Origin of the sequence: Veillonella parvula, from assembly GCF_032575955.1 — a bacterium.
Lineage (GTDB): Bacteria > Bacillota > Negativicutes > Veillonellales > Veillonellaceae > Veillonella > Veillonella parvula_J.
Genome location: NZ_JAWFXN010000004.1, coordinates 61,433 through 87,711 on the forward strand (window position 1 = coordinate 61,433; position 26,279 = coordinate 87,711).

25 protein-coding genes are annotated in these 26,279 nt (G+C 38.3%); 6 read left to right on the plus strand and 19 right to left on the minus strand.

The annotated features are described in order from the left end of the window. Positions 1-1,719: an FAD-binding protein gene (locus E7L28_RS05515; protein ID WP_278606536.1), complete on the minus strand. Its 1,719-nt coding sequence runs from the start codon at positions 1,717-1,719 to the stop codon at positions 1-3. A gap of 887 nt (positions 1,720-2,606) precedes the next feature. Between E7L28_RS05515 and E7L28_RS05520 the strand changes: the two genes are divergently transcribed. Both E7L28_RS05520 and E7L28_RS05525 read left to right on the plus strand, forming a co-directional pair. Then, positions 2,607-3,281, plus strand: a complete 675-nt coding sequence (locus tag E7L28_RS05520; RefSeq protein ID WP_004698139.1) for a response regulator transcription factor — start codon at positions 2,607-2,609, stop codon at positions 3,279-3,281. Continuing rightward, positions 3,259-4,674: a sensor histidine kinase gene (locus tag E7L28_RS05525; protein ID WP_004694649.1), complete on the plus strand. Its 1,416-nt coding sequence runs from the start codon at positions 3,259-3,261 to the stop codon at positions 4,672-4,674. The genes E7L28_RS05520 and E7L28_RS05525 overlap by 23 nt, the downstream gene beginning before the upstream one ends. Before the next feature lie 167 nt (positions 4,675-4,841). Here the strand turns inward: E7L28_RS05525 and E7L28_RS05530 are convergent, their stop codons facing one another. The 4 genes from E7L28_RS05530 to E7L28_RS05545 form a co-directional block, all read right to left on the minus strand. Then, entirely contained in the window at positions 4,842-6,155 is a 1,314-nt protein-coding gene (locus E7L28_RS05530) for a DUF445 domain-containing protein (RefSeq protein ID WP_316691964.1), read from the minus strand. After that, positions 6,152-7,387 carry a DUF445 family protein gene (locus tag E7L28_RS05535; RefSeq protein ID WP_012864917.1) on the minus strand — a complete coding sequence of 412 codons (1,236 nt, stop codon included), beginning with the start codon at positions 7,385-7,387 and terminating at the stop codon, positions 6,152-6,154. Before E7L28_RS05535 ends, E7L28_RS05530 begins: the two co-directional genes overlap by 4 nt. A gap of 96 nt (positions 7,388-7,483) precedes the next feature. Beyond that, positions 7,484-8,185: an MBL fold metallo-hydrolase gene (locus E7L28_RS05540; RefSeq protein WP_101928557.1), complete on the minus strand. Its 702-nt coding sequence runs from the start codon at positions 8,183-8,185 to the stop codon at positions 7,484-7,486. 188 nt (positions 8,186-8,373) lie between these two features. Further along, positions 8,374-8,730: a winged helix-turn-helix transcriptional regulator gene (locus tag E7L28_RS05545; RefSeq protein WP_004694640.1), complete on the minus strand. Its 357-nt coding sequence runs from the start codon at positions 8,728-8,730 to the stop codon at positions 8,374-8,376. 441 nt (positions 8,731-9,171) lie between these two features. On the opposite strand from E7L28_RS05545, the gene ygiD reads away from it, so the two are divergent. After that, complete coding sequence (ygiD, locus tag E7L28_RS05550) at positions 9,172-9,966, plus strand: 4,5-DOPA-extradiol-dioxygenase (protein ID WP_101928558.1); 795 nt, start codon at positions 9,172-9,174, stop codon at positions 9,964-9,966. Between the two features lie 173 nt (positions 9,967-10,139). Here the strand turns inward: ygiD and E7L28_RS05555 are convergent, their stop codons facing one another. From E7L28_RS05555 to pta, 4 genes are all read right to left on the minus strand, one after another. Then, positions 10,140-10,682 (minus strand): glutathione peroxidase, encoded by a 543-nt coding sequence (locus E7L28_RS05555; protein WP_174892382.1) that lies wholly within the window; start codon positions 10,680-10,682, stop codon positions 10,140-10,142. Between the two features lie 31 nt (positions 10,683-10,713). Beyond that, positions 10,714-11,508: a hypothetical protein gene (locus E7L28_RS05560; RefSeq protein ID WP_101928560.1), complete on the minus strand. Its 795-nt coding sequence runs from the start codon at positions 11,506-11,508 to the stop codon at positions 10,714-10,716. Between the two features lie 277 nt (positions 11,509-11,785). Then, positions 11,786-12,445, minus strand: coding sequence for a DUF542 domain-containing protein (locus E7L28_RS05565; protein ID WP_101928561.1), 660 nt, complete (start codon positions 12,443-12,445; stop codon positions 11,786-11,788). Positions 12,446-12,707: 262 nt separating this feature from the next. Then, positions 12,708-13,706 carry a phosphate acetyltransferase gene (gene pta / locus E7L28_RS05570; RefSeq protein WP_008602113.1) on the minus strand — a complete coding sequence of 333 codons (999 nt, stop codon included), beginning with the start codon at positions 13,704-13,706 and terminating at the stop codon, positions 12,708-12,710. A gap of 381 nt (positions 13,707-14,087) precedes the next feature. On the opposite strand from pta, the gene E7L28_RS05575 reads away from it, so the two are divergent. Next, positions 14,088-14,765: a lactate utilization protein gene (locus E7L28_RS05575; protein ID WP_316604251.1), complete on the plus strand. Its 678-nt coding sequence runs from the start codon at positions 14,088-14,090 to the stop codon at positions 14,763-14,765. Here E7L28_RS05575 and E7L28_RS05580 read toward each other — a convergent pair. Continuing rightward, positions 14,743-15,018: a helix-turn-helix domain-containing protein gene (locus E7L28_RS05580; RefSeq protein WP_227037261.1), complete on the minus strand. Its 276-nt coding sequence runs from the start codon at positions 15,016-15,018 to the stop codon at positions 14,743-14,745. The genes E7L28_RS05575 and E7L28_RS05580 overlap by 23 nt on opposite strands. Positions 15,019-15,502: 484 nt before the next feature. Beyond that, the gene (locus E7L28_RS05585) at positions 15,503-16,855 is read right to left on the minus strand and encodes an NAD(P)-dependent oxidoreductase (RefSeq protein WP_004694624.1); all 1,353 of its coding nucleotides are present in this window, start codon (positions 16,853-16,855) and stop codon (positions 15,503-15,505) included. Positions 16,856-17,474: 619 nt separating this feature from the next. Between E7L28_RS05585 and E7L28_RS05590 the strand changes: the two genes are divergently transcribed. After that, positions 17,475-18,662, plus strand: coding sequence for a MalY/PatB family protein (locus E7L28_RS05590; protein WP_316604250.1), 1,188 nt, complete (start codon positions 17,475-17,477; stop codon positions 18,660-18,662). A 309-nt stretch (positions 18,663-18,971) separates the two neighbouring features. Here E7L28_RS05590 and E7L28_RS05595 read toward each other — a convergent pair whose 3' ends face one another. The 6 genes from E7L28_RS05595 to E7L28_RS05620 form a co-directional block, all read right to left on the minus strand. After that, the gene (locus E7L28_RS05595) at positions 18,972-20,615 is read right to left on the minus strand and encodes a DUF438 domain-containing protein (RefSeq protein WP_316604249.1); all 1,644 of its coding nucleotides are present in this window, start codon (positions 20,613-20,615) and stop codon (positions 18,972-18,974) included. 435 nt (positions 20,616-21,050) lie between these two features. Then, positions 21,051-21,680, minus strand: coding sequence for a superoxide dismutase (locus tag E7L28_RS05600; RefSeq protein WP_316604248.1), 630 nt, complete (start codon positions 21,678-21,680; stop codon positions 21,051-21,053). Positions 21,681-22,039: 359 nt separating this feature from the next. Further along, a complete protein-coding gene (locus E7L28_RS05605; protein WP_287508050.1) occupies positions 22,040-22,579 on the minus strand; it encodes a cysteine hydrolase family protein in 540 nt (179 codons plus the stop codon). Between the two features lie 212 nt (positions 22,580-22,791). Then, positions 22,792-23,304, minus strand: a complete 513-nt coding sequence (locus tag E7L28_RS05610) for a phosphatidylglycerophosphatase A family protein (protein WP_298713719.1) — start codon at positions 23,302-23,304, stop codon at positions 22,792-22,794. 13 nt (positions 23,305-23,317) lie between these two features. Continuing rightward, entirely contained in the window at positions 23,318-23,710 is a 393-nt protein-coding gene (locus tag E7L28_RS05615; RefSeq protein ID WP_316604247.1) for a hypothetical protein, read from the minus strand. 100 nt (positions 23,711-23,810) lie between these two features. Next, complete coding sequence (locus E7L28_RS05620) at positions 23,811-24,155, minus strand: zinc ribbon domain-containing protein YjdM (protein ID WP_316692238.1); 345 nt, start codon at positions 24,153-24,155, stop codon at positions 23,811-23,813. A gap of 637 nt (positions 24,156-24,792) precedes the next feature. Between E7L28_RS05620 and E7L28_RS09810 the strand changes: the two genes are divergently transcribed. Then, complete coding sequence (locus E7L28_RS09810) at positions 24,793-24,864, plus strand: putative holin-like toxin (RefSeq protein ID WP_219565824.1); 72 nt, start codon at positions 24,793-24,795, stop codon at positions 24,862-24,864. Between the two features lie 167 nt (positions 24,865-25,031). Here E7L28_RS09810 and E7L28_RS05625 read toward each other — a convergent pair whose 3' ends face one another. Together E7L28_RS05625 and E7L28_RS05630 are read right to left on the minus strand one after the other, a co-directional pair. Further along, positions 25,032-25,418, minus strand: a complete 387-nt coding sequence (locus E7L28_RS05625; RefSeq protein ID WP_227037256.1) for a succinylarginine dihydrolase — start codon at positions 25,416-25,418, stop codon at positions 25,032-25,034. 243 nt (positions 25,419-25,661) lie between these two features. Further along, complete coding sequence (locus tag E7L28_RS05630) at positions 25,662-26,159, minus strand: ECF transporter S component (protein WP_316604245.1); 498 nt, start codon at positions 26,157-26,159, stop codon at positions 25,662-25,664. Between the last annotated feature and the right edge of the window lie 120 nt (positions 26,160-26,279).

Genomic DNA, 26,279 nt, shown 5'->3' on the forward strand with positions numbered 1-26,279 from the left:
TTAGTACTTCCTTTCTTGTGGTTCGTATTTAGTGAACACTACGTCGCGTTCTGTTAATTCGTATTGACCGTCAGCACCTAATTTGATCAAGGAATGTTTTAAGTATCTTTCATCATTACGTTTAGGATGGTCTTCACGAATATGAGCACCACGAGATTCACGGCGGTGTAAAGCGCCCATAGCAATAGCTTTTGCTACTGTTAACATGGAGCCAATTTCACAATAGTTTACGAATGCCATGTTGTAAGTACGTTCAGGGTCACCTACATAGCAAGTTTTATAATCTTCAATCAATTGTTCGATTTCTTTTAATGCTTCAGTAATACCTTCTTCATTACGGAAGATACCTACTTTATTCCACATTGCATCAGCCAATGCATCGCGGATTTCTACAACCGGACGACCGCCTTCACGAGTTGTTACTTCAGTGAATTTAGCTTCCCAAGCTTTAGCAGCTGCAGCTAATTCTGCATCTACATTAGGTTGTTCATGTGTTTCAGCATAGTCAGCTGCGCCAGCACCGGATACTTTACCGAATACTACGCCATCTGCCAAGGAGTTACCACCCAAACGGTTAGCACCGTGGATGGAGATACAGGATGCTTCGCCAGAAGCGAACAAACCAGGCAATTCACATGCACAAGTTTTGTAATCCACTACGTCGATACCGCCCATTGTATAGTGACATGTTGGACGAATAGGTACCGGTTGAGTCAATGGATCGCAATGTTCGAAAGTCATAGCCAAGTCACGAATACCATGAAGTTTTTCGATGATAACTTCAGGACCTAAGTGACGAAGGTCAGCTACTACGTATGCGTTAAGACCGGAACCGAAACCACGACCTGCAGCGATTTCATCTTCGATTGCTTTCGCTACAACGTCACGGGATGCCAATTCCATTTTGTTAGGCGCATATTTTTTCATGAAACGTTCGCCTTCAGAATTAAGAAGATAACCACCTTCACCACGAACCGCTTCAGACATCAAGATACCAGTACGACCAAGACCTGTTGGATGGAATTGGATCATTTCCATATCTTTTAAGCCATTACCAGCGCGGAATGCTGCTGCCATGCCATCACCTGTGGAAAGGAATGGGTTTGTAGTACGAGTCCAGAAAATACGACCTGCACCACCAGTAGACAAGATAATTGCTTTTGCTTTAATTTGCTCTACTTTACCTTCTTTCATGTTCCACACAACTGCGCCACCAACGTGACCATTTGCGTCTTTAACAAGATCTAAAAGGTACCATTCTTGTAAGAAGTGTACGCCTTCTTTCAAGCATTGTTCGTAAGTTGTGTGCAAAATAACATGACCAGTTTTATCTGCAGAGTAGCAAGTACGTGGATAGGATTGACCACCGAAGTTACGTTGCGCAATTTTATTCTCTTCAGTACGGGAGAATGGAGCACCCATGTGGTCCATTTCAAGTACGCCTTCTGGGCAACGAGAGCAGAAGAATTCGATTGCATCTTGGTCGCCAAGATAGTCAGAGCCTTTTACAGTATCAAAAGTATGAGTTTCAACTGTATCTTCAGCTGCAACATTGTTCAAACATGCATTTACACCGCCTTGCGCCATTGCTGTTGCAGAGCGAGTTGGGAAAATTTTAGTAATAAGAGCTACTTTTAAGCCTTTGCGACGACCTACTTCAAGAGCCGCGCGTTGACCAGCGCCACCGCTACCTACTACTAGAACATCAAACTGTTCCATAATGACCTCCTCATAACTACCTATTAATAAGAAAACTTGTTAGACTATCTCATTTCAAAAACTTATAAAAATTTTTGATAACCTAATCATTTTTTCTTTCAAGAAAAACCCCATACTTATGCGATTTTTCTTATTCCTTTACCTATAATTATAGAGAGCATTTCAGGTCATGTCTAAACCCTATTATGCATAATTAATTTTGATTAATCTAATTGATAATTTATTTCACTTAGTATTTTTAAGGTAAAAAGAGGAGTCAAAAAAATACCTATATGAATAATTTTTACAAGAAGTTAAGGATTTTACGAAAGTAATTCGGTTCCGAAATTTTTTTACTTTTTTATTTCCTTTGTTATCTATATAATCCGCATAAACACTAGCTTTTTAATCATTGCTAACAGTTTATAATAATTAATATCCATTAAATTCCTACCAAATTCACCTCGAATTTAATTATCGAAAATTATCGTTTTTCTCCGCTCATAACAAGTATTTATTCCTGTGATAATAATTATCATAAGTTTTTTTAGTGATTTATCGCACATCATCTAAAATCGATAAAATCATCCTCATCTATGCGCATACGGCAATCTTCGATATAGTTAGATTTTATTCATTAGCAGAATTCATTAAGTTTCTGTCTTTCACCATTTTTAAGACTTTTAAAGATGAAGAAAAGTCTTGTAAACTCGCATGTACATTCATCTTTTGCTCATTACTATTGTATAAGGTATGATAATAGATAAATAAGTTATATAATATTATATATATAGTCACCTTATATGGTGTTGTAGCTTTCAAAAAAAGGAAGTATATATATATATAATGACTATAATTAATGTAGTTGGAGAGCTATATTTTTAAATCATACATAAGGAGAACAGAGAATGAAAATCTTACTTGTAGAAGACGAAGAAATGCTGAATGGTATCACGGCTAAATATTTACGTGCAGAGAATATGACAGTTGATACATGCTTCAACGGGCAACAAGCGATCGATTACGTTAACACATCCAGCTATGACGTTATCGTAATGGATATTATGATGCCAATCCTCGATGGTATCAGTGCTCTTGCACAAATGCGTAACGACGGTAATACAACACCGGTATTGCTTTTAACAGCAAAAGATTCCTTACAAGATAAAGTTACAGGCCTTAACACTGGCGCGGATGATTACCTTGTAAAACCTTTCGATCTTGAAGAGTTAACTGCTCGTATTTATGCATTGGCTCGTCGTAATGCGCGTCATGCACAAAACGATATCCATGTAGGTCCACTTACCATCAATGTTCCTCAACGTACAGTTAAACGCGACGGCGAAACAATTACATTGACTGCAAAAGAATTCGACCTATTATTCTATTTAGCAAGTAACGAAAATATCGTATTATCTCGTCAACAAATCCTTGACCATGTTTGGGAATACGATTATGAAAGCTACTCTAACCTTATCGACGTATACATTAAAGATTTGCGTAAGAAAATTGATACTGATGAAAATGTAAAACTCATTCAAACGGTTCGTGGAGTAGGGTATGTCCTCAAAACAGAAAACTAATGATCCTCACCGAGATCTAGATACCATGTCTGGGGCAGCCACCGATTTATTTAATCGGCTGCCCCTAACCTTTAAAATTATGTCGTGGTATACCATCTTTTTGCTTATCATTTTGATGGTTGCATCCGCATGGATTTACGCATATACACATGAATCCGATAACAAAGAAGTACGCGAGCGCTTACAGCAGCAAGCGATGATTATGGCTACGGATATCCGCAAGTTTAAACCGTACCAAGATAATACATTCTTCTTTGTATCAACTCAAGACGGCTATATTATTAAAGGGGCCTTGCCAGATGGGTTTCCAAACCAAACAATTCTTTCCTTAGGCCAAGTTGGTGAAATTGCTGCAGGCGATGATACCTTCTACTACTACGATACACCGGTCAATGAACCAAACTATCGTGGTATTTTGCGTGCTGTTACAAAAGTAAAAACAGCCTCTAAAAAAACGGAAAACCTTTTATACAGCCTATTATTAGGAAATATCATTTTCTTACTAATTTCCTCCCTAGGCGGTTATCTTTTCATCAAAAAAGGACTTAAACCGGTCCGAACCTTGACGAAAACAGCTAAAGTCATCGGTAAGAACAACGACTTGAGCCGTCGTATCGACATTCCAGCTCGCACAGCGAGAGATGAAATCTACGAACTAACTACAACATTTAACCGTATGATTTCAGGTCTTGAGGATTCTTCCAATCGTGAAAGACAATTTAGTTCTGACGTATCTCACGAGCTACGTACACCAATTGCCGTTATTAAAGCAGAAAGTGAATTTGCTTTAAAATACGGTCGTACGGAAGCAGATCTACGGGAAGGTTTAACACATATCTTAGAGCAAGCTAAATTCATGACTAACCTCGTAAGCCAACTGCTTGATGTAGCCCGCCTTGAAAATGCACAAGGTCTAAGCTTTGCACCTGTCAATGTATCATTGATGTTATCCAATATGGTCCACGACTATACAAGACTCTGTACAGAAAATACAGATAAACAGATTACGATTACATCTCATATTGAGCCTAATTTACATATGAATGCTCACGAAGTATCATTACGTCGAGCTATCACAAACCTAGTGGACAATGCCATTAAGTTTACAAACTCTACTATTGATATTTCGGCTAAACTCGTAGGCAGAGACTTAGTCATTACCGTAACAGATAATGGTATTGGCATCGAACCTGAAGCTCTGGATCATATTTGGGATCGTATGTATCAAACGGAACAATCGCGAAATAAAAAATCTAATCACGGTATAGGTTTAGGCCTCTACTTTGTAAATAAAGTTATTAACTTACACCATGGTACAGTAACGGCCACGAGTGAACCCCAAGTAAAAACTACATTTACCGTGCGATTGCCGTACAATACAAGGGAAGAATAACATAAAAGGGACTGACCAATGGTCAGTCCCTTTTCTATATCAATTTTAATCCAAAAGCCCATAATGTAGAATTAATTAAACCATAAAAAACTAGCATATAGAAGCTCCTTCTATATGCTAGTTTTTGTGTATTTAATTTTAAAGCAACTTATTATAGATAATTAACTTTAGCCTACAAATTGTTGCCAAAACGGCATATATACATATTCTAAGAAAGTCCATACAAGCAGACCCGCTACAGCACCAACGATAGCACCATTAATGCGGATCCAGCTGAGATCGTCCTCCACCTTAGATTCAATAAAGTAAATAAATTTATCTGTACTGAGGCCACCTAATACTTGACGTATGATAGTTTCAATGAGGTCATACCCTTGTTCAAGTACATAGTCGCCAATATCGTGTAAGGTTTTTTCAATACGATTTCTAAGATCTTCTGATTGGCCGTATACATTCCATAATTCAAGAGCAATATTAACTAAAACCTGAGCCGGAGTTTCTCCGTTTTCATCCCCTACGAGCAATAGTTCTTCTATATAAGGGCATAAATGATTTTCGATAACAGATTCCCAGTCTTGTTCGCGAATCCAACGTTCCCACGCTTCATTAAGAGCATCGCAGACTTCATGATTCTCTTCAATATTACGAATTGGTTCTACCCATTGTCGCAACCAAGCAGTTCGTTCGGGGCTATTGGGCCGCTTCCAGCTTTCCAGCATCGCATAGGCCTCTTGTACAATAGCCTCTGCCATTTCTTGATAGTTTACTACATCGGTAGCTTCGGACATAGAAATAAGGAAATCAGACCAGAAGCCTTTTCGCTTTTTCTTATGTGCCTCTTCTGCTACGACAGCGGTAAGCCAGGTAACCATAGCCGGATGATTAATCCGTTCTTGAATCACGTTTAGAACTTGCACAACCATACTTTCATAGCGATTATGCTCACATAAATCGAGTAATACGTGTTTCAAAACGGGCACGAGAGAATGTTGTTGAAGCAATCCACGAATGCGTTTTGCCCCCCATTGTGCCCATTCTTCATTAGTTTGAGATTTCCATAAAAGGTGTAGTCCTTGATGAATCACAAGGCGTGCTGCTCGTTGCCCCTCAGGAGACAACAAGAACTTCTCAAACAATGGCACAAATTGCACATTTTTTAATAATACTTTACAACGCTCCTTGGTAAGCATCTTCGTCTCTACAAGTTTAATGACACCATTAATGAGGCGATCTTTATTGCGAGGAATTAGCGCTGTATGATATGGGAAGCCTAGTGGCTTGCGAAATAAAGCCGTTACAGCAAACCAGTCAGCCACACTGCCGATGAGGGCAGATTGAACAGCCCAGTACAACGGTTGATACCAACTTTCATGGCCAAAGAAAAATTGTCCTACAAAAGCAAAACAATACAATACGGCAGTCAAGCCTAGAATGCCATTAGCACGCTGTTTCAAGGTAAGGGATTTCAAATAACTAATCATTTGAGCACCCCCTCTACAATGATGGTCAAACCGTATAAGATGCCGCCAAGGACAGCGCCTATAAGGGAACCATTAATACGCACCATTTGAAGGTCATAGTACATTTTGCCGCGAACAATTTGAGTGATTTCATCAGGCGAGTAACGAGATAATTCCTGACCTACCACACTGTCGATGAGCGGGTTCAACTTCTGCAACCACGGAATACTACGCAACAAGAAGAACCGCTCAAACGGCGCCTGCTTGTCTGGATTCAACAAAATTTCGGTGCCAAGCACATTAAAGCGATCTATAACGATGTCCATGAGGCGTTTCCAGTCCAATGTATCCCCATCGATAAGTTTGCCTTCCCATTCTTCAAGAACCATTCTAATCCACTGATTTTTATGTTCTTCGATGAAAGCTTGCCATTCTGTATTGGTTTCTAGGTTATTGAAGAATCGAATCGCTTGGCCCCATACATAGCGCCCCAATGCAGAATCAATAGATTCATTTTCCTTCAAGAACTGAACAGCTTTTTTCTGTACCGTTTCTACCAATCGTTCTGGTGAAAGTCCATCTCCACCAAAGGCGATAGCCAATTCGCGAAAAAAAGAATCCTTTGTATAAGTTTTCATAATGTCTAGCATGACGCGATACAAATACGGGTATACCTGATTTGATGCGATAACACGCTGACATGTGCGGTTAAAATAAAGCCAAAACACGCTTGCTGTGTGACGTTCTAGCATACAACGACCAAAGAGAATAACAAGGGGTGTTGCTTTCCAGTTTGTAACCCCCTTATAAATGGCCTTATTAATCTCTTGGCGCATCGGTTCAATATCCATATGAGATAAAACTTGATTGCCCACACCGTACAAGAGATTTCGAATTTGAACTTGTCCCACATCGCTCATGCCGTATTCAACGATACGGACCATAACGCGTTCTTTTTTGATAGCATAATACATCTGTGGCACGCGCAATAGCTCTTCGCTGAGCATAGTACGGCCTATCTGAATTAATCGTTCCTTACTGCGTGGCAAGATTGCCGTTTTGAAAGGAATGCCTAAAGGCTTCGTAAAGAGAGCCGTTACTGCATACCAATCCGCGAGGCCACCTATCATAGCTGCTCCAGAGATATGCATGATAAAGGCCCAAAATGTATCATGTCGTTGCGGATATGAAATTAAAAATATAATAGCCATGACAACCAATAGGGTGGTTGCCACTGGTTTGGTTTTCATCATCACTTGATCCTAACTTACTCAATTACGCATATAGACTATCCCTATATAACGTAGTGACCTCGAGGCCTACGGACTTTCACAAATTATATCTACAATCTAAAAAGTAGCCTCATCGCCATCTTTTTGAGGCTCCCAAATCGGCACCTCCCCAAAGAGAGCTTTAAAGTATACAGACGGTACCCATAATGGACCATTTAAATGCATTGGAATAAAGGCTTTATTCACCTGTACACGGCGCAAAAATTCAATACTACCCCACTCCATAGCGTCTTCGAGACGATTGTCTACTGGGAACATCGCTACATCTACGGATAAGCCGTCTAATTCCTTGAACTCACGCCAAGCCATACGCTTTGCATCCGCATTGTTTTCTGGCGTATCGCCAAGCCAATGCCACCAATTAAGGTCGCCTGCATGGAAGATAGAGTCAGAGTCGATATTCGCCGTATTTGTCTTTACGTAAAAAGAACCGCCTTCATCGGTGCTGCCATACATATGGATGCCTACATCATCTAATATCGCATCTTGGCCAGAACGCATGGTAATACATTTTTTTACCTTGCCTTCTAATGGCACATCTTGATGGCAAATATAGCGCGTTTGAGGACCATCAAATTCCGTAATGGACGGATTAAAGTGATCTCCATGAGTGTGACTCACGAAGAACCAAAGTTCACGACCTCGTTTAGCCAACTGCCAAACAATATTATTAGGATCCTTATAATAATCAAATACATAGCAACGCTTACCATCCTCTACAAGGAATCCGCTATGCGCTAAAAAAGTAACATGTAACATTATTATCAATACCTCTGATTTATTGAGAATTTATATCATTCGTATTTTTTATTATACCATATTTTTCTAAATGCATGGCATAAACAAATGGCTATTCATGACACATATAAAGGACTTTTTTTAAGACTTATCAAATATATAGTGCCCCATATGTATCATAATAAGGGCAGAAATGCCGCTGGCATTTCTTAGATGCGGCCAGCGGCTTTCATATAGTCGATATATTGGTTACCCCAGTTTTCAAGGGAAGCTAATACAGTTTTAAAACCAGCTCCCACTTCGGTAAGGCTATATTCAACCTTTGGTGGAATGGTTCCATATACTTCACGATGTACAAGGCCATCATCTTCCATTTGGCGCAACGCTCTTGTAAGTGTTGCTTGTGTGATTGGATGTAATCTCCGTTCTAATTCACGGAAGCGCACAGGACCTTCAGATAATTCATGCATAATCAACAAAGACCATTTGCCAGCCAATAACTTTTGGCTCGTTGCAAAAGGACACCGCCCCACTAAATCATGAACATTTACAAGTTGCTCTGCCATTGTCATTCTCCTTATATATCTAGCTTAAGTAGCTTGTTATAACAAAATTAACATCTATAACTAAGCTACTCTTTATAGCTACACTACAAATTTCTATTTCGGTATTAGAAATATTTCCACTTAATGTAGTTCAAATCATATCACAATTTTTTAGAATTGCAAGTATTTTATAGTATCATTTTTTAGGGTACAAAAATTTTTGAAAATTTTTTAATCAGTAAATATCACAATTCTATTATATTTGATAGTACCTATCTCAAATAATTCTACTATTCAAAATATTTGCACCAATATATAATAAACTTACTAACTAAATACAATTATCGGTTGGTGAATCAATAACTATTAGATTTAGTCATCAACATTTATAGCTAAACAATTGTATCAATTTTACAGCATTAAACAGATTACACATTATCAATTGAAGGATTAGGTGATATTATGAAACGCATGCCTACACTATTCGTCGGTCACGGCAGCCCTATGATGGCTTTAGAACATACAGAAACAACAAATACTTTCAAAAGTATAGGACAAAATATAATTAACAACTATGGCAAACCAAAAGCCATACTTGCCATCTCTGCCCATTGGTATGCAGATGACACCTATGTTCAAAGCGCAGAGAACCCAAAGCAAATTTACGATATGTATGGATTCCCTCAAGAACTTTACGAAGTTGTGTATCCTGCAAAGGGTGACAGCAATTTAACAAAAAAAGTACAAAAATTACTGGGTAACTCCGTTTCTATAAATGACACTTGGGGTATCGATCACGGCATGTGGACTGTGTTAGTTCACATGTTCCCTGATGCATCGATTCCCGTTGTCCAACTATCTATCAATAAATACCTAAGCCCAAAAGAAGCCTATCAACTAGGAACAAAGCTTCAGTCATTACGCGATGAAGGCTATCTTATCATGGGCAGCGGTAATATCGTTCATAATCTAAGACGCATAGAATGGGATAATCCATCCGGCACCTCTGCCACAATTGAGTTTGACCAATATATTTCTAAGGCAATCTTAGAAAATGATGTAGATACTGTTGTTAATTACACATCACATCCTCATGCAAGCTACGCAGCACCTACACCAGATCACTATCTACCATTAATCTATATTATGGCCGCTAGCGAAGGGACAAAACCGACTGTATTTAATCAAACCTATAATTCGGGCTCCCTATCGATGACAGGATTTATCTTTGAAGATGAGCCTCAAAACATACTTTAAGCCCATAAAGATACAAAAATCTCCTAGGAAATTTTATTTCCTATTCACATAAAACCTTACATTACTATGTATAAACAAAAATAAATAAATATATATGTATTTATTTATTTACACAAAAGAACCGCTAGTTACAAAAACTAGCGGTTCTTTTCTTTACCATACTAATGACTCTACTAAATAATTTTTTTAATGAAAGTTTCCATTTCCATCGGTTTTACAACAGGCTCGAAGCGCCCTACCACATTACCTTTACGATCTATAACAAACTTAGTGAAGTTCCACTTTACCTCATCGTCCTTTAAATAATTAGGATCGATACCATTGAGATAATCTGTAAGCATTTCAGTTTTATCACTAGGTGGGAAGCCTTGGAATGGTTGTTCCCGTATCATGTATTTGAAAAGGTCTAATGCACTTTCATCGCGTACATCTGCTTTCCCCATAACGGTAAAAGTAACACCGTAATTCAATTTGCAGAAAGATTGGATTTCGTTATTAGAACCAGGTTCTTCCTCTCCAAATTGATTGGAAGGAACAGCAATAATTTCTAATCCTTGCTCTTTATATTGCTTATAAAGAGCCTCTAGACCCTCATATTGGTGAGTAAATCCACATTTGCTCGCCGTGTTAACAATGATAAGAACCTTACCTTCATAAGTTTGTAAGGATTGTAATTCACCAGACTTAGTAGGCAGGGAAAATTGATATACAGACATGGAATCTCCTAATTTAAATTAAAAATCTTTATTACACTAATAATGTTTTCACATCATAATTAAATTTTGCCGTTGTTTCCGCCGCAGTTTTTTGCCATTCTGTTGTTGCTGTACCATCTTTTTCAAGGAAGAATCCAGAGTCAAGATAGCGAATAATAATATAGTTGGAATCCTTTTGATCAAAGCCATTACCGCGGGAGAAATCGATACCATGGCCTGTATTACGCGTTACGATAGCTTCCAACAAAGGCAACGTAATAGCATTCAACGTAATTTTCATATCACATTTGTCGAAAATCTTTTTAAAGAAAGAACTAGGTTTTTCTTCTTTATATACTAATAGTTTACTAATTGTACCATTAGATGCACACACTACGCGACGAATTTCATTAATAGGAATATCTACCTTACCATTCGAAATAACACCGTTTTTAATAGTAATTTCTCGTTTACCCATATAGGAGTAATCTAGTGGCAATTGAAGAGTATCTAAATTCGCAGGGAAGTCCGCTGTCAATTTATGGCGAGCAAAAGCAGCAATGATTGCTTTGGTTTCACGAATATTATGACCAGTATTATAATCTGTACGGTCAGTATCTAAATCTTGACCTTCTATATTTTTCCAATTATGGTCTCTAAATATAATCGAATAGTTACTATTTGAATTTAAATATCTTGTAAGATGAAGCTCATTTACATCATCAAAATCAATGTCAGTTATAACTTGTCCATTCGAATCTTTACAGAGTACACCATTGTAACTAACCGTCAATATACGATCCGTACTTTCAAAAACAACAGGATTTGTGTCGAATACAGAAATCATAGCCCTCTCCTTTTCACGACTTCAAACATACCTACACCTGTATATATCAAGTGCATTTACTCAATATATTGATTAAAGATATTAATCAAATATAGTTAACTTAATCATACACCTTCTATATGAATTTATGCAAATGATGTATTTCCCCCATACTATAGCTACAAACTCATGATTCTCAAGATAACAAAAGACACCAACCATTCAATTGGTGTCTTTACTACATACAAGGAGCCATTTTGCAATAGCTCCTTGTTCGTTATATAGATGATATTATAATCTATTTCATGTCAAACAAAACAGAATTTTCTAAGAAAATATGTTCATGAAGGCCTTCTTCTAAGGCTTTCATGGTCTTAAATACATAGACATAAGTAGCACAACCATCTGCTGGTGCCGTGTACTGATTGGTCAATGCACTTAAGGATTCCAAAAGTACACCTGCAGCTTCGTGTTCAGCACGAAGTTCTTCAAAGTCTACGGGTTTCCCCGCTTTAAACTCAGGGAAGTCTACATGTTCTTCATGCCGGAAATGAGGTACAAGAGCGGATTTGAGTTGCAAAAAGGTTTGATAAATCTTTGTCAATTCCTCACCATGATGGTCATAATGTACATTTAGCAGTTTTGCCAACCCTTGGTCAATTTCATCAATCATATTTAATTGTTCTCGATGGTAATTATGAACGATATAATCAATCAATTGGTCTTTAGAATAGCTAAGCACCTCTGCACGAGAAGATTTCTGAGCAACTTGTACATCATTTAGCATAGCAATGTATGCATCCACATCTTTACCTTTTTCTGCAATAGCCTCCGCTAAAGGATGTCCGCCACCACAGCAAAAATCAATTCCATCTTTTGCTAATACATCCATTAACTCTGGATTTACTTTAACCGCATCAGCTACGGTCATGGATTTATTAATAGTCCCAAAACTCATAAGATACACCTCCAATCGTTTACGCCGATCTATTTTCTTATAGTTATACTATACGACCAACCATGGATTCTGTCTGTCGCAGTGGCTACGAATTTGAAAGTAACATGACAACAATGGTAACGCTGTAGGAAATAACATGGCGTGATAAATATAAAATATATGGATATATGTTGAACATACAAAAAGCTGGCCCTATAGAGCCAGCTTTCAGCATATCAAAACATACATGACATATGTGTATATATAATTATGTAGGCAGCTATTAGATACTTTCAACAGCAGCGATAGCAGCAACGTCTACAACGTCTTGAGCAGAGCAGCCACGAGAAAGGTCATGAACTGGTTTAGCCAAGCCTTGAATCAATGGGCCAAGAGCATCAGCGCCGGAGAAGCGTTGTACCAATTTGTAACCAATGTTAGCAGCTTGAAGATCAGGGAAGATCAAGATGTTAGCTTTACCAGCTACGTTGGAACCAGGAGCTTTCTTTTCTGCTACGGAAGGAACGATGGAAGCGTCCAATTGTAATTCGCCGTCAAATTTGAAATCAACGTTGCGTTCTTTCAAGATGTTAACAGCTTCAACCACTTTATCTACTTCTGGAGTGGAAGCGGAACCTTTTGTGGAGAAGGACAACATGGATACGCGAGGGTCAGCCATGCCAACAACTTTGCGAGCTTTTTCTACAGTGGATTCTGCAATATCAGCCAATTGTTCGCTAGTTGGATTAGGCAATACGCCGCAGTCAGAGAATACTAGCATACCGTCGTCGCCATATTCTTTTTTGCTTGTGAACATGAACATGGAAGAAGATACAGTTTTAAGACCTGGTTTAGTACCTACAACTTGCAATGCAGCGCGCAATACGTTTGCTGTTGGGCAAGCGGAACCAGCAACCATGCCATCTACTGCGCCAAGGCGAACAAGCATAGCGCCGAAGAACAAGCAATCGCCTTTCATAGTTGCGTCAGCTTTTTCAGGAGTCATGCCTTTTTTAGCGCGCAATTCTACGAATGTATCAACCATTTCTTGGTAACGATCATAGTTGGCTGGATCGATAATTTCAGCACCTTCGATGGATACACCAACAGCTTTAGCAGCCTCAGCGATTTCAGCAGGATTACCAACGAGTACAGGTGTTACGAAACCTTCTTTCAAAATAATTTCAGTTGCTTTCAATACGCGTTCATCTTTGTATTCTGGCAACACGATTTTTTTACCTAATGGTTTTACTTGGTCTTTTAATTTTTGAATTAAATCCACGATTTTTGCCTCCTTAACATTGGCTTTACGCCATATCAATACTATTATTATAGCAAATTCAACCTATTGGTAAAAGTAAAAATTATTTCTTAACATATCATTCCTAGTATTATACTCTTTTGTGAAAGTTGGAACTCATTCCAACTTTTCTCAATTTTAACTATCAACTTGGATTTCATTCCAACTTTTTATCATTTTAAATATAAGATTGGATTAGATTCCTAATTTTTTAATTTAAAACCTAACGCCTCAAATAAGTTTTATCTACGAACTACATACCAATAATTGAACTCTTTACACATACACGCTACAATAATAGAAATAAAATACGGATAGCAAAATGCCAATTTATATTCCTTATACACTCATTTAGGAGGGCTTATGGCAAATACTGAGACAACAATCAACGCCGTTATAAATCCAGAAAATAACGAAACGCCTATAGACATAGAGAAAACGATTAAAGCCTTGGAGCGAAATAAATTTGTAGTTCATTATTTTGAAACAGGCGCAGAAGCTATTTCCTATTTAAAAGGCCGTATTCAAAATAAATGTGTAGCCATCGGTGATTCTCACACCTTATTGGAGCTCAAGGTTCATGATGTCTTAGCCCAGGTCAACGATGACATAACAGATATTCAACGTCCGCTTCCCGGTGAAAGCTTCCGCGACACCGCATTACGCACCATGGGCCGTGATGTATTCCTCACCTCAGTCAACGCTCTTGCTCAGACGGGAGAGATGGTGAATATCGATGGTACGGGTAATCGTGTTGCAGCCTCTTTATTCGGCTCTCAGGAGGTATTTTTTGTGCTAGGCATCAACAAAATCACGCCAGATTTAGCTTCCGCCATCTATCGCGCACGAAATGTAGCCGCTCCGCTCAACAGTAAAAAGAATAAAAAGAGCTCTCTCAATCCATGTGCTACATTAGAAGAAAAATGCTATGACTGTGGTTCTCCGGATCGTATATGCAATGCATTAACGATTTACTATAAAAAGATGCGCAATATGCAAACCATGGAAGTCATCATCATTAATGAATCTTTAGGCTTCTAATTGTTTGCGGCCCATTCAAAAAATCTTGTATGTTCATTTCTCCAAGTCCATATATGACTCTATAAATTGTAGACCACCGAGGATCTACGGCACCACTTTCAAGGTCACTAATATAAGATTGGGCTAAACCCGATTTATCTGCCAATTGATATTGAGTCATTCCCAATTGTCTACGCCAAAGTAAAATCAATACACCAAGCTTGTGAACTTCTTCTCGAACTTGTAGATCTTGACAACATACGATAGGATTCATGGCAGCCTCTATCTACTTTCTCCCTCAACACATATTTATGCCTTTACTATAAATCTAGGCTCAATCATTTCCTAGTAATGGTTGAAAAGCGATAACACAAAAGCCTTAACAAAAACTAATGCACCAATTAGTTTAGTTAAGGTTTTTTTATATGTATTATATGTAGCGTAATATTTCATCATTTCGTGGAATTTTAGTATATATAAAAGTTATTATCATTAAAAATACAGATAGCAAATCAAAAATACAGGTATTATCTATATATTGCAATTTTTATACAGCATTTATACATTATGCATACACTTGATTTATAAAATCACCTAGTTCTATTCATAATACAAGAAGACTATACGATATATAGTAAATGCGATATATAGTAAATACGCAATATTGTTAAAATACATTTAGGAATAATAAGTCTATTAACAATACAAAAGGACTATACAACTGAACTGTATAGTCCTTTCTATGTATTTATATAAAATTATTGATTTGCGCTTTCTTGTGCTTTTTTGATTTCCATGTATTTAACCATGCCATCAACAGCTTTTTTAGCTTCACGCATAGCCAATACTACAGTAGCAGGTTTATGAACAACGTCACCACCTGCAAATACGCCTTCACGACTAGTCATACCATATGGATCTTCAGATGTAATAATATAACCTTTTTCATCTACTTTTAAGTTATTACCTTCACCTACAAGACGAGCATTTGGTTTATGACCTGCAGCGATAATGATTTTATCAACAGGCATGACTTGGAAGTTACCAGTGCCGTGGATACCTGCACCATCTTCGTTAAGCGCCATCACTTCATATTTGAAGCCTTCAACCTTATCTGTACCTTCTACGCCTACCGGAGAAGCGAACCATTGGAATTGAACGCCTTCAGCACGGGCTTCTTCGTATTCAGACAACAAGGCTGGCATTTGTTCTTGGCTACGACGATATGCTACTGTTACCGCTTCGCAGCCTAAACGTACGCATGTACGAGCCGCATCCATCGCTACGTTACCACCGCCGATGATGATAACACGGTCACCTTTTTTAACAGGAATTTGATTTTCATCAAGTTCCCCATTTTCTACCAATTGTACATTCGTCAACAAGTACATTGCTTGGAATACACCAGGTACTTCATCGTTTTCCATGCGCACGTCTTGAGGAATATGCGTACCAGTACCGATGAAGATAGAATCATATCCTTCAGCAAAGAGATCGTCCAAAGTTTTATCTTGGCCGATAAATGTATTGCATACGAACTTAACGCCTAACCCTTCAAGACGAGCGATTTCACGACGTACAACAGCTTTAGACAAGCGGAATTCCGGAATACCAAATAAGAGTACGCCCCCTGGTTCAGATTGACCTTCAAATACGGTTACTTCATAACCGAGTTTAGCCACATCACCTGCTACGGACAAACCTGCAGGACCAGACCCTACTACCGCTACCTTACCAAGATCTTGTTTAATCTTCTTAGGTTTGCGAAGTTCATTGATGCTTTCAAAGTCAGCAGCGAAGCGTTCCAATTTACCGATGTTAATAGGCGGTTTTTTCGCCTTATTCATGATACAGTTGCCTTCGCATTGATTTTCTCGTGGGCACACGCGACCGCAGATAGACGGTAAATTTGTTCGTTCCGCCAAGATATCATTAGCTTCACCAAAATTACCACGTGCGATAGCTTGGATGAAACGAGGTATTTCGTTTTCAATAGGACAACCCATACGGCACAATGGCTTTGGACAGTTTAGACAACGTTTCGCCTCTGCGAGCGCTTCCTCCATCGTATAATCCGCATCAAAATGTAGTGGTTTTAATTCGTTACTCATGGCACATGCCTCCTAACAAGGATCCAGTACTATACTTACAGCGTTGCATGCACCTAAGCATTCCGATGAGCCCTCTCACATAGGGACGCCGCCACATGCTGCTAACATTTATCTTTTGTAACCATTTGATAGACGTGTGGTCACTGGTCAGACTCACACTATTCTATAGTATATTCTAAATTGTGAAAGTCCCAACAGTCAAGCAATTATCACACCTTTGGTATGCCAATATAGCCCCTATACTTGCAAGGATTGCATAGAAAAAGAGGCACCAGTAGGCCTCCCCCCCTTTCATAGCGATATATAGCTCAAGGTTTGGTTTAGGATTGTTTTTTAAGATTAAATATGTGTGCGAATAAAACCTTCTGTGTGTTTTGTTTGAGATTTAAGAAAATGATTATGACATCGCTAATGTAATACTGATTTAGCACTACCTTAGCAAAACAATTATGTAATTAATAACATAATTGCTTTAGTACTATATGCAAGATTAAACTATGTTAATATTTACATATAACTTGATACATATATATTGATATAATATAAACAGAGATTTACGACTTTTGTACGCTAATCACAGCCAAATCTATCCTGAATTTTGACCAATGTGAGGCTCCCTATGAACACAGCAGAGTTTACCAAAAAATACTATATTGATCGCCAAGGATCTCATTCCAGAAAATGGAACGGACAACAGTTAAAATTCAATCGAACTGACCTATTACCACTATGGGTTGCGGATATGGATTTTATGCCGCCTCAGTGCATCCAAGAGGCGATTTGCAACTATGTAAAAGCCAATCCTTTAGGTTATACCATGACAAATCCCGATTACCTAAAGGCTGTCATTAGTTGGTATAAGCGCCGCCATCGTTGCATAATTGATGGTAGTTGGCTCACCAGCGCACCTAATGTCATTACGGGCATTATGTGGTGCATAGCAGCTTTCACAAAAACAAATGATGCCATCGCAGTGTTAAGCCCTGTGTACGGCGCATTCGACAGTAGCGCCAGCGATGCGAAGCGGCAAATCATCGCCGTTCCCATGACACACAACGAAGATAACCGCTATGCTGTTGATTACGCGGCCTTTGAAGCGGCTATCGTCAAACACGATGTTAAGTTATTCATTCACTGTAATCCGCACAATCCAGTAGGCCACGTATGGACTTTAGAAGAAATGGATCGACTATTTAGTATCTGCCAGCAACATAAGGTCCTTATCATTAGTGATGAAATCCATCAGGACCTCATCACGGGACTTAAACCATTTACATCTGCATTAACTGTGTCTAACGGAGCGTATACAGACAGGCTCATCGCCATGTCCTCGTTGTCAAAATCGTTTAATATGGCTAGCCTGCACCACGCAGAGGTCATTATCCCTAACGAAGAGTTGCGAAATCATTACAACGCCTTTAAAGCCCTTGTATATCATACAGATTCGGACGTCATTGCCGAGGCAGCCATCACAGCTGCCTACACGCATCCAGAAGCAGAAGCATGGCTAACGGACCTACTCGCTGTAGTGAAAGAAAACTATGATTATATGTACAATAAACTACTTGCCAACTTGCCTGAACTTCGCATTAGCCCTATGGACGGCACCTATTTGGCTTGGATCGATTTTAGCGCTTATCTTAAACCAGAGGAAATACATGATTTCTTTGAAAATAAATGCGGTATTGCACCAAGCTTTGGTGAATGGTTTGGTGGTGAAAGCTACGCAACCTTTGTGCGCTTGAACTTGGCCACAAGCCTTGAGAACATCAAAATTGCTACGGATGCTATCCTACAAAACATTTAAATATTTCAGGTTTAAAATAATAGTTAACTTTCAATATCACTATATAATCAAAAGAGGCAGTCACAGCTGTTTATAACACGTCTATGACTGCCTCTTATTATATTTAAACCTACTTTTAGCTAATCATACGTTACTATTAACGACATCTAAAGCCTTTATTAGGAGTATTAAAGCAATTATTTATCAGGAGTATTTAAAATAATCGATTATTCGGAACGTTTGAAAAGCCTTTTAGCAGGGATATTTAAATAGCTTTTACTAAGAATGTTTAAAATGGCCTTTTAGTAAAGATATTTAAAATAAAATTTACTAAGAACGTTTGAAATGGTCTTTTGCAAATTGCATGTCTTGTACTAATTCTAATGTACCAAGGTAATTATTGTTTTGGTCGCGCACCGCCATATAGTTTACATAGAATGGACGACCTACCTTTTCAAGCCATACCGCCACATTATCGCGTTCCCCTTTGCGGAAGGATTCAATAATACCGCGTACGATAGGCTCTATCTTTGGAGGATGGCAAGAGTATACATCGCGACCGATAGCTGTAGTAGGGCGTTTAAAGACCTTTTCACCATCGTTGAAGTAACGGTTAATGTCTTCGTGGTCAACGAAGGTGACTTCCATTGGCATTGTATTAAGCATGGCATTTAATTGATCTACAGTTAAGCTACCACCTATTAGAGCAATAGTATTATCATCGCCACTTGCTTTTGTTGTTTGTGTAGCTAATGCGGCTTCAGCCTCTGTCCAAACAGTGCGTTTTACCCCAAAGATTTCTTCATACTGCGCTGTATCTTTGTAGATTTGATACCACTCTTCAGTACTAAAGTTCTCTGCACAAATTGGGAACAAGATATTTTGCTCTTTATAGATCATCTCTTGAGCACGTGTGAGAAGACCATCAAACTCTTCGTACCAAGCATCATCAATAGACTTAGCACGAGCTAGACGACCAAAGCCATCGCGAATATCGTCATCAACCGTCCACATAACCATGGATGGGCCAGAAATATCATAGGCTACTTTCAAATGTGGATATAAAAGGTCGCCCTTCTTAGCGTAGTGAATAGACACTTGGCGCACTTCGTTCACATCATCTACCGTAGCAGTCTTATCGGCCACCTTAACCTTTGTAGCTTCAATCAACATATCAAGAGCTTTGTTTTCTTCTGTTAATCGATTGAGTGGATGGCCTACAGTTTCAACCAAGGATACCACACTTTTGCTCTTTTCTTGAGCCTCTAGTACAGCCTCAACCTTAGCGTGTTCAGACTCCATTTGTTCGTGGATAGTAGAACCGTGGAACAATGCGGAGTGAAGGTCACATAATTGTTGAACCTCTGCTAGTGGTGTGCCTTCACGCATAAGGCCTTGTTCAGCTTTCATGATTTCACTAGCCTCAACATGGGCGAATTGACTAGCAAAGTCTTCACGAACGGCACCAAGGTCTTCACCTGTACCTAAACGTTTCAAGAAACCTTTGAGCTGCTCTACGCGTTCGCTATCTTGAACTGTATCTTCAGCCTTAGCTCCGAAATTCTCGTCAGTGTTAGCTGGCGCTGTAGTAGATACTGGTACACTGCTTTCTACTGCATTTGCTGCAACAGTGCTAGATGCTACGTTAGTAGATGCGTCCGTAACATTAGACTTTGTAGCCGCTGCAGTAGGTGCCACGCCAGGATGACTCGCAGCTTCCGCATCATCACCAGATAGATTTGGCATTTCACCTTCTAAGGTAAAGCCAGCTTTCATGAAAGCGCCCACGATATCGATCATGGATACGCCTTTCATCTTCGCCCCTTTCGGGATGGTCATGATTTTACCAACAGAGTTCAACATCACCTTGTTTGTGATTTCGCTGAACCCTAATTCTTTCATAATATCTGCTACTTCAGGATATTCTTTTACCAAATCATATACAGATTTGGATAGATCTAATTTCTTTTCCATTTTGAGCCCCTCATGTCAAAACCTTTATAAAATACTTACTAATATTAATGAGCCCCTATACGTAAAAATCTCGCATATAAGGCTATCTATTTACTGTAAAAGGTCTATATATAATGACCTATGAATCTATGATAAACGATATCGATTAGAAAATCTGTATCCGTGGCAATACTTTTGAAAGTAATTCAAAAATTTTCAAAATGTCATGTAACGCTTTACCAATAGTAACTCTTTACCAATAAAATAAATTATACGCTTATACGCTCGAAAACAGTAAAAAAAGATAAAAATAACGGATAGATGATTATCCATCCCACCTCATACATGAAGGGAGACACATCAACTATCCGTTATATATTTAAATTACTTGTCTATTACTGTTACTGTTACTGTTTCTGTTTCTGTTTCTGTTTCTGTTTCTAACAAGTGTACCACTTAATCATGATGTGGTTTCAATGCTTTTTCGTAGTTTTCAGAAACTTTGTCCCAATTAATAACTCGGAAGAATTCCTTGATATAGTCTGGGCGACGGTTTTGGTAGTGCAAATAGTATGCATGTTCCCAAACATCTAAGCATAGAATTGCTTTTTTACCTTCCAATAAAGGATTATCTTGGTTCGCAGAGGATGTCACTTCTAGCTTGCCATCTTTGTTAACTACAAGCCAAGCCCAACCAGAGCCAAAACGTGTAGCTGCCGCAGTAGAGAAGCTTTCAACAAAAGCATCGTAGCCACCAAGTTCAGCATCGATAGCCTCTTTCAAAGGACCTTGCAATTTAGAAGTATCTGGTTTTGTCATGATGTCCCAGAACATGGTGTGGTTCTTGTGACCGCCACCATTGTTGATAACTGCTTGACGGATATCTTCAGGCACATTAGCAATATCGCCGAGAATACAGTCTACACAGCCATACGGAAGATCAGGGTATTTTTCGATAGCAGCGTTTAAATTATTAACATAGGCTTGATGATGCTTGTCATGATGCAATTTCATTGTTTCAGTATCGATAACAGGTTCAAGGTAATCATACGCATACGGTAATGGTGCGAGTTCGAAAGGTTTCATAGTAGTCCTCCTTAAATTTAGGGCATAGAACAATGCTAACTATTTCGTATCATCGTTCTTGTGAAAGCGATTCGATGCACCTGCATCGGTAATATAGAATCAATCTACTAGCATAGCATATATACTTCAAGAAGAGACTGATTATCCTAACGTAACCAGAAGTTAGGATATAATATTTTAGCTAACAAATTGATATGAATTATCATTCTTTATCTAATTGTACACATTATATAGAAAAACGTCAATATAAAAGACTAACATAAAAGGCCATAGGAACTCCTACAGCCTTTAATTAGTTAATTGTTATATGACTTTTGATCAGCAATCACATATAGTTTTATATAAATTTGATTCACAAGTTAGTCAATGATACACTGACACATTTTCATCGTTGTTAATGCCGCTTGATGGGACTCCTCTGTTACACCAGCACAGCAACTCGAATCAATATGAATAGGAATCTCTGGCAAGCCTGCTTTCAGCATAATCGCATTGGACACAACGCAAATATCTGTACATAAGCCGATGAGCGTAATAGACTCAATAGGATTTACCCTATCCATGCCCTCTAACCGTGTAAGCAACTCAAAAGAGGCAAAGTTTGGTTTATCTACAAAGGATACAGGACTCATAATTGATCGACCTTCTGCAGCCTCAATCAAGCCATCCACAATATGCCAGCCCTCGGTATTTTTAACGCAGTGAGGCACTGGTAAAAGTTTCCCTTCTTGACGCTCCAAGTAATCCCTATCATGTGTATCGCGAGTAAAGATAATAGGGCCATCAAAGCTTTCAATTTTCTTACGCACATTATCTACGATTAACTGTGCTTGCGATGAGCCAAGTGCACCATCGACAAAATCATTTTGCATATCGATTACTACCAGAACCTTTTGCATAGCTCCTCCTGTATATAGCTACAAAACAAAGTACTTATTTCCAATCAATATTATTTATACTCTTTATTCTTTATAACATCAATAGTATCTACCAACTCTATAAATTGTCATCAACTTGTTGCCAAATTGTCATCAAGTCTTGTCAAAGAGTTATCAATGAGTCATCGAAGCCCACCTCATACTTTATCGACAAGTAGATATATGACGGACTTCTATTCTTCTACTATAGCATGTTGTACACGATTTGGTTCATTATGTGCTAGTTTCCCTGCCGCTGCTGCCGCTACGGCACCTACCAAATCATCGAGGAATGTATTACAGCGTCCCCCTTCTTCGCTATCTAGTTTTTTGATGATACCTGGCTTCACCTTGTCTAAATATCCATAATTTGTAAAGCCAATAGATCCATACAAATTAACGATGGAAAAAGCTAAAATTTCATCAATACCATATAGGCTTTCATCATTAGCAACAATACGTTGCAATGGCTGAGATAATTTATTTTGCTCTGTCAACTTATCAAGCTCTATGCCCGTAATAATTGCATTATGTACCTCCCGTTTAGATAGTACAGACGCCACACTATCTCTACACTCTTCAAGTTTTAAGTTCGGCATATATGGTTTTTGTACATAAAAAACAAGTTCTGCAATGTCCTCTAATGTGACTCCCCGTTCAGCGAGAAGTTCGTAAGTATATCTCTCTAAATCTTTTGTAGCCTCCATAAGTCCTCCTTTATCATTTCTTTAGATTATTATCAGATAACATGACAATACTAACGGGAATCGTTACAACGAGCGCTTCATCAGTATCAACATGCTTAGTATTCCAAGCCGCCTCTTTAGCAGCCTCCTCAAAAATTGGGTACGCTTCACGATCTAGCTTCCAATTATTAGGACCCGCTTCAACAGCTATAATATTGCCCTTATCGTCCGTCTTAATCTCTATAGGAACGATTAATGTTCCGTCTGCACTCGTTTCAAAAGCCTCTGGTGGAATGATTACGTTATAAGAAATCTGTTGTTGCAATTCATAATTACGCTTGTCCGCAGGCTTTAAATCTGCAGCTAGAGAACTAATAGGACTCATCATAGATACTAATAAGGCCAATAAAATAACACGGTTAAACATAGTTTCCTCTCATCTAAAAACTCTCTTACTATATGCATTATAAGTTGATTATACCACGAAAAAATCCCTACCGAATTTTTATCGGTAGGGATTCCTTAGATTAGATTTTCTTAACCATTTCAGATTTCAATGCCATCGCACCGAAGCCATCGATTTTACAATCGATATCGTGACCGTCGCTTGCATCGTTGATGAGGCGAATATTTTTTACATGCGTACCTTGTTTTAATACGCCCGCACCTTTTACTTTGAGGTCTTTTACAACAACAACTGTATCGCCATCAGCGAGCTCGTTGCCGTTAGCATCGCGAATGATACCCGCCTCAGCAGCAGCCTCCGTATCGGCAGCGGTCCATTCATTACCGCACATAGGGCAGATAAACATATGACCGTCTTCGTATGTGTACTCGTCGCCACACTTAGGGCAGTTAGGTAAATTTGCCATTTAGATCTCCTTTTTCACTACATAATGAAAGTATTATACCATATTATTAAAAGCAAAAGCTCTACAATGATGCCCGTTCTATTGGATATTGTTCGAACTGTTCAGGGATATCTATTCTAATTTGACGATATATGAGATACAACCTATAATATAAATGATAGCCGAGCGAGTAGTCACGTCAGGCTCATCTCAAAAACTGAAAACTCAGGAAATGGCCTTTTGTTTTACCTAGCTACCCAGCGGTAACGAAGGGCTATTTGCTTTTTCTGGAGCAAATACGAACAATAAGTGTCCCGAAGGAAATACCAACTGTCAAAAAGCCAAGAACAGTCGAAAAGATCTCAAATTCACTCATAAGCATCCCTCCCTTTATAAACGAAGAGAGGCCCAACCTCGTCGGCTATCTACTTCATTATAAACCGAACTTATGTTCTATGCAATAAAAAATCTATTAATAAATATTAGTCTATTTATAACTAACAAAGGGAGACTCTTCATAGAGTCTCCCTTTTATTCGTGTACAAGTTGTACGAAATTAATCCATATTTTTCAATCAATAATTTCTGCTATATACTAATAACGAAAGAGCCATTAACGTGAGTTGGGTTCATCTCCGTCTTTTGAGGGAGGTGACATTATGACTGTATACGAAGCATTATCATTAATGATTTTATTCGCTACCCTCGTAGTGTTAATTCTTAAAAAATAATCAATATATTGATTATAAAATAAGATAAACCTAACGTTTAAGACTAAGTACGGCAATACTTAGACACGTTAGGTTTATCAAATTCCAATTTGTTTGATGAGCCTAACGCCAAGAACACGTTAACTGGCTCTTTTGTACTTATAGTATAGTCTGAATTCTAAAGACTGTCAATTTACATCATCCTTAGAGGAGATTATAAAATTAAATGGAATATAAATAACAAGCTCTTCTTTAACATCAATATCCCCTATATTCCAAACTGTATCTTTTGCAGACTGTACTAATTTTGAATATATCTCATCATTAGATATATACTCATTTGGATCTAACTCAACAGAAGTAATACGTCCTTGAGAATCCGTTCTTACCTGTAATGCAAAACTATAATCTTTATCATTCTTCGTTCTAAGGACTTCAGCCGGAATCTTTAACTGAGACTGTATCTGCTCATTAAGAGAGAGTTCTATATCAAGCGTGTCCCTCTGATAATCAGCAAAAGCATTAATAGGACTCAAAACAACTAGCAATAAAAATAAATATAAAACTCTAACCATAAAATTTCACCAATCATAACACACAACATAAAATTATTATTGAGTTTTATATTAACAAAACAAATAAAATATGTCCATTTATCTAAGCATCAATACTTTAAGGAAAATAATGACAATTAAAAGTTCATGGATAATTATAATAAAAACAAAGAAAGCACAGCGCTACTAGCGCTGTACTTTCTTGAGTGTCATCATTAACTATACTAACATCTTTTTCTACATCGTATACCAATAAGTATACTATTACGCAAGTCGTCTCCGTAATATAGCATATAAAATCATACTAATAATAACGCTCATAACAGCTTGAATAGTATTAGTTAAAATACTTACAATGGCTACGCCTGGATCAAATACAAAGTATTCGGCGATAAAGTAGCCAGCTACGATAACAATACCGCCTACGATAGTTGCTACCAAGGCAGAGGTAGTTGTCTTATTGTTATAGACAGTACCGACAAGATAGCCTTCAATGCCTTTCACCACGAAGGTGATGGGTACAAAGACTACATAGCCGAGGAATAAATCAGCTAGCGCCGGGCCGATAGCACCAATATAGGCGCCATATTTTCGACCTAATAATAGAGCTGACGTCATAATAACGACATCTCCTACATTGAAATAGCCGCGAATGCCAGGTACTGGGATTTTCGTGTACATGGTAAACAATGTTGCGAGGGCAATCAATACGGCTGTGAGTACTAACGCGGACGTAGTACTGCGGGTTTGAACGTGTTGCATAGCGTCCTCCTTATAAAAATAGACATGTGACTATATCCATCACATGTCTATACTATATACCTTTATGGTAACACCTGCAAATAGAAGAAATTAACAATACTTCCTTAGCAAATTCTATCG

Excerpts from the sequence above, each read along its gene's own strand:
- E7L28_RS05520 (WP_004698139.1), top strand. The coding sequence starts at position 2,607 with ATGAAAATCTTACTTGTAGAAGACGAAGAAATGCTGAATGGTATCACG.
- E7L28_RS05610 (WP_298713719.1), bottom strand. The coding sequence starts at position 23,304 with ATGGAGGCTACAAAAGATTTAGAGAGATATACTTACGAACTTCTCGCT.
- E7L28_RS05585 (WP_004694624.1), bottom strand. The coding sequence starts at position 16,855 with ATGAGTAACGAATTAAAACCACTACATTTTGATGCGGATTATACGATG.
- E7L28_RS05535 (WP_012864917.1), bottom strand. The coding sequence starts at position 7,387 with ATGATGAAAACCAAACCAGTGGCAACCACCCTATTGGTTGTCATGGCT.
- E7L28_RS05565 (WP_101928561.1), bottom strand. The coding sequence starts at position 12,445 with ATGAGTTTTGGGACTATTAATAAATCCATGACCGTAGCTGATGCGGTT.
- E7L28_RS05580 (WP_227037261.1), bottom strand. The coding sequence starts at position 15,018 with ATGAATCCTATCGTATGTTGTCAAGATCTACAAGTTCGAGAAGAAGTT.
- E7L28_RS05625 (WP_227037256.1), bottom strand. The coding sequence starts at position 25,418 with ATGGTTAGAGTTTTATATTTATTTTTATTGCTAGTTGTTTTGAGTCCT.
- E7L28_RS05525 (WP_004694649.1), top strand. The coding sequence starts at position 3,259 with ATGTCCTCAAAACAGAAAACTAATGATCCTCACCGAGATCTAGATACC.
- E7L28_RS05515 (WP_278606536.1), bottom strand. The coding sequence starts at position 1,719 with ATGGAACAGTTTGATGTTCTAGTAGTAGGTAGCGGTGGCGCTGGTCAA.
- E7L28_RS05600 (WP_316604248.1), bottom strand. The coding sequence starts at position 21,680 with ATGAAACCTTTCGAACTCGCACCATTACCGTATGCGTATGATTACCTT.
- E7L28_RS05545 (WP_004694640.1), bottom strand. The coding sequence starts at position 8,730 with ATGGCAGAGCAACTTGTAAATGTTCATGATTTAGTGGGGCGGTGTCCT.
- E7L28_RS05605 (WP_287508050.1), bottom strand. The coding sequence starts at position 22,579 with ATGCAAAAGGTTCTGGTAGTAATCGATATGCAAAATGATTTTGTCGAT.
- E7L28_RS05530 (WP_316691964.1), bottom strand. The coding sequence starts at position 6,155 with ATGATTAGTTATTTGAAATCCCTTACCTTGAAACAGCGTGCTAATGGC.
- E7L28_RS05595 (WP_316604249.1), bottom strand. The coding sequence starts at position 20,615 with ATGGAAAAGAAATTAGATCTATCCAAATCTGTATATGATTTGGTAAAA.
- E7L28_RS05560 (WP_101928560.1), bottom strand. The coding sequence starts at position 11,508 with ATGATTTCTGTATTCGACACAAATCCTGTTGTTTTTGAAAGTACGGAT.
- E7L28_RS05540 (WP_101928557.1), bottom strand. The coding sequence starts at position 8,185 with ATGTTACATGTTACTTTTTTAGCGCATAGCGGATTCCTTGTAGAGGAT.
- E7L28_RS05590 (WP_316604250.1), top strand. The coding sequence starts at position 17,475 with ATGAACACAGCAGAGTTTACCAAAAAATACTATATTGATCGCCAAGGA.
- E7L28_RS05555 (WP_174892382.1), bottom strand. The coding sequence starts at position 10,682 with ATGTCTGTATATCAATTTTCCCTGCCTACTAAGTCTGGTGAATTACAA.
- ygiD (WP_101928558.1), top strand. The coding sequence starts at position 9,172 with ATGAAACGCATGCCTACACTATTCGTCGGTCACGGCAGCCCTATGATG.
- E7L28_RS05615 (WP_316604247.1), bottom strand. The coding sequence starts at position 23,710 with ATGTTTAACCGTGTTATTTTATTGGCCTTATTAGTATCTATGATGAGT.
- E7L28_RS05575 (WP_316604251.1), top strand. The coding sequence starts at position 14,088 with ATGGCAAATACTGAGACAACAATCAACGCCGTTATAAATCCAGAAAAT.
- E7L28_RS05630 (WP_316604245.1), bottom strand. The coding sequence starts at position 26,159 with ATGCAACACGTTCAAACCCGCAGTACTACGTCCGCGTTAGTACTCACA.
- E7L28_RS05620 (WP_316692238.1), bottom strand. The coding sequence starts at position 24,155 with ATGGCAAATTTACCTAACTGCCCTAAGTGTGGCGACGAGTACACATAC.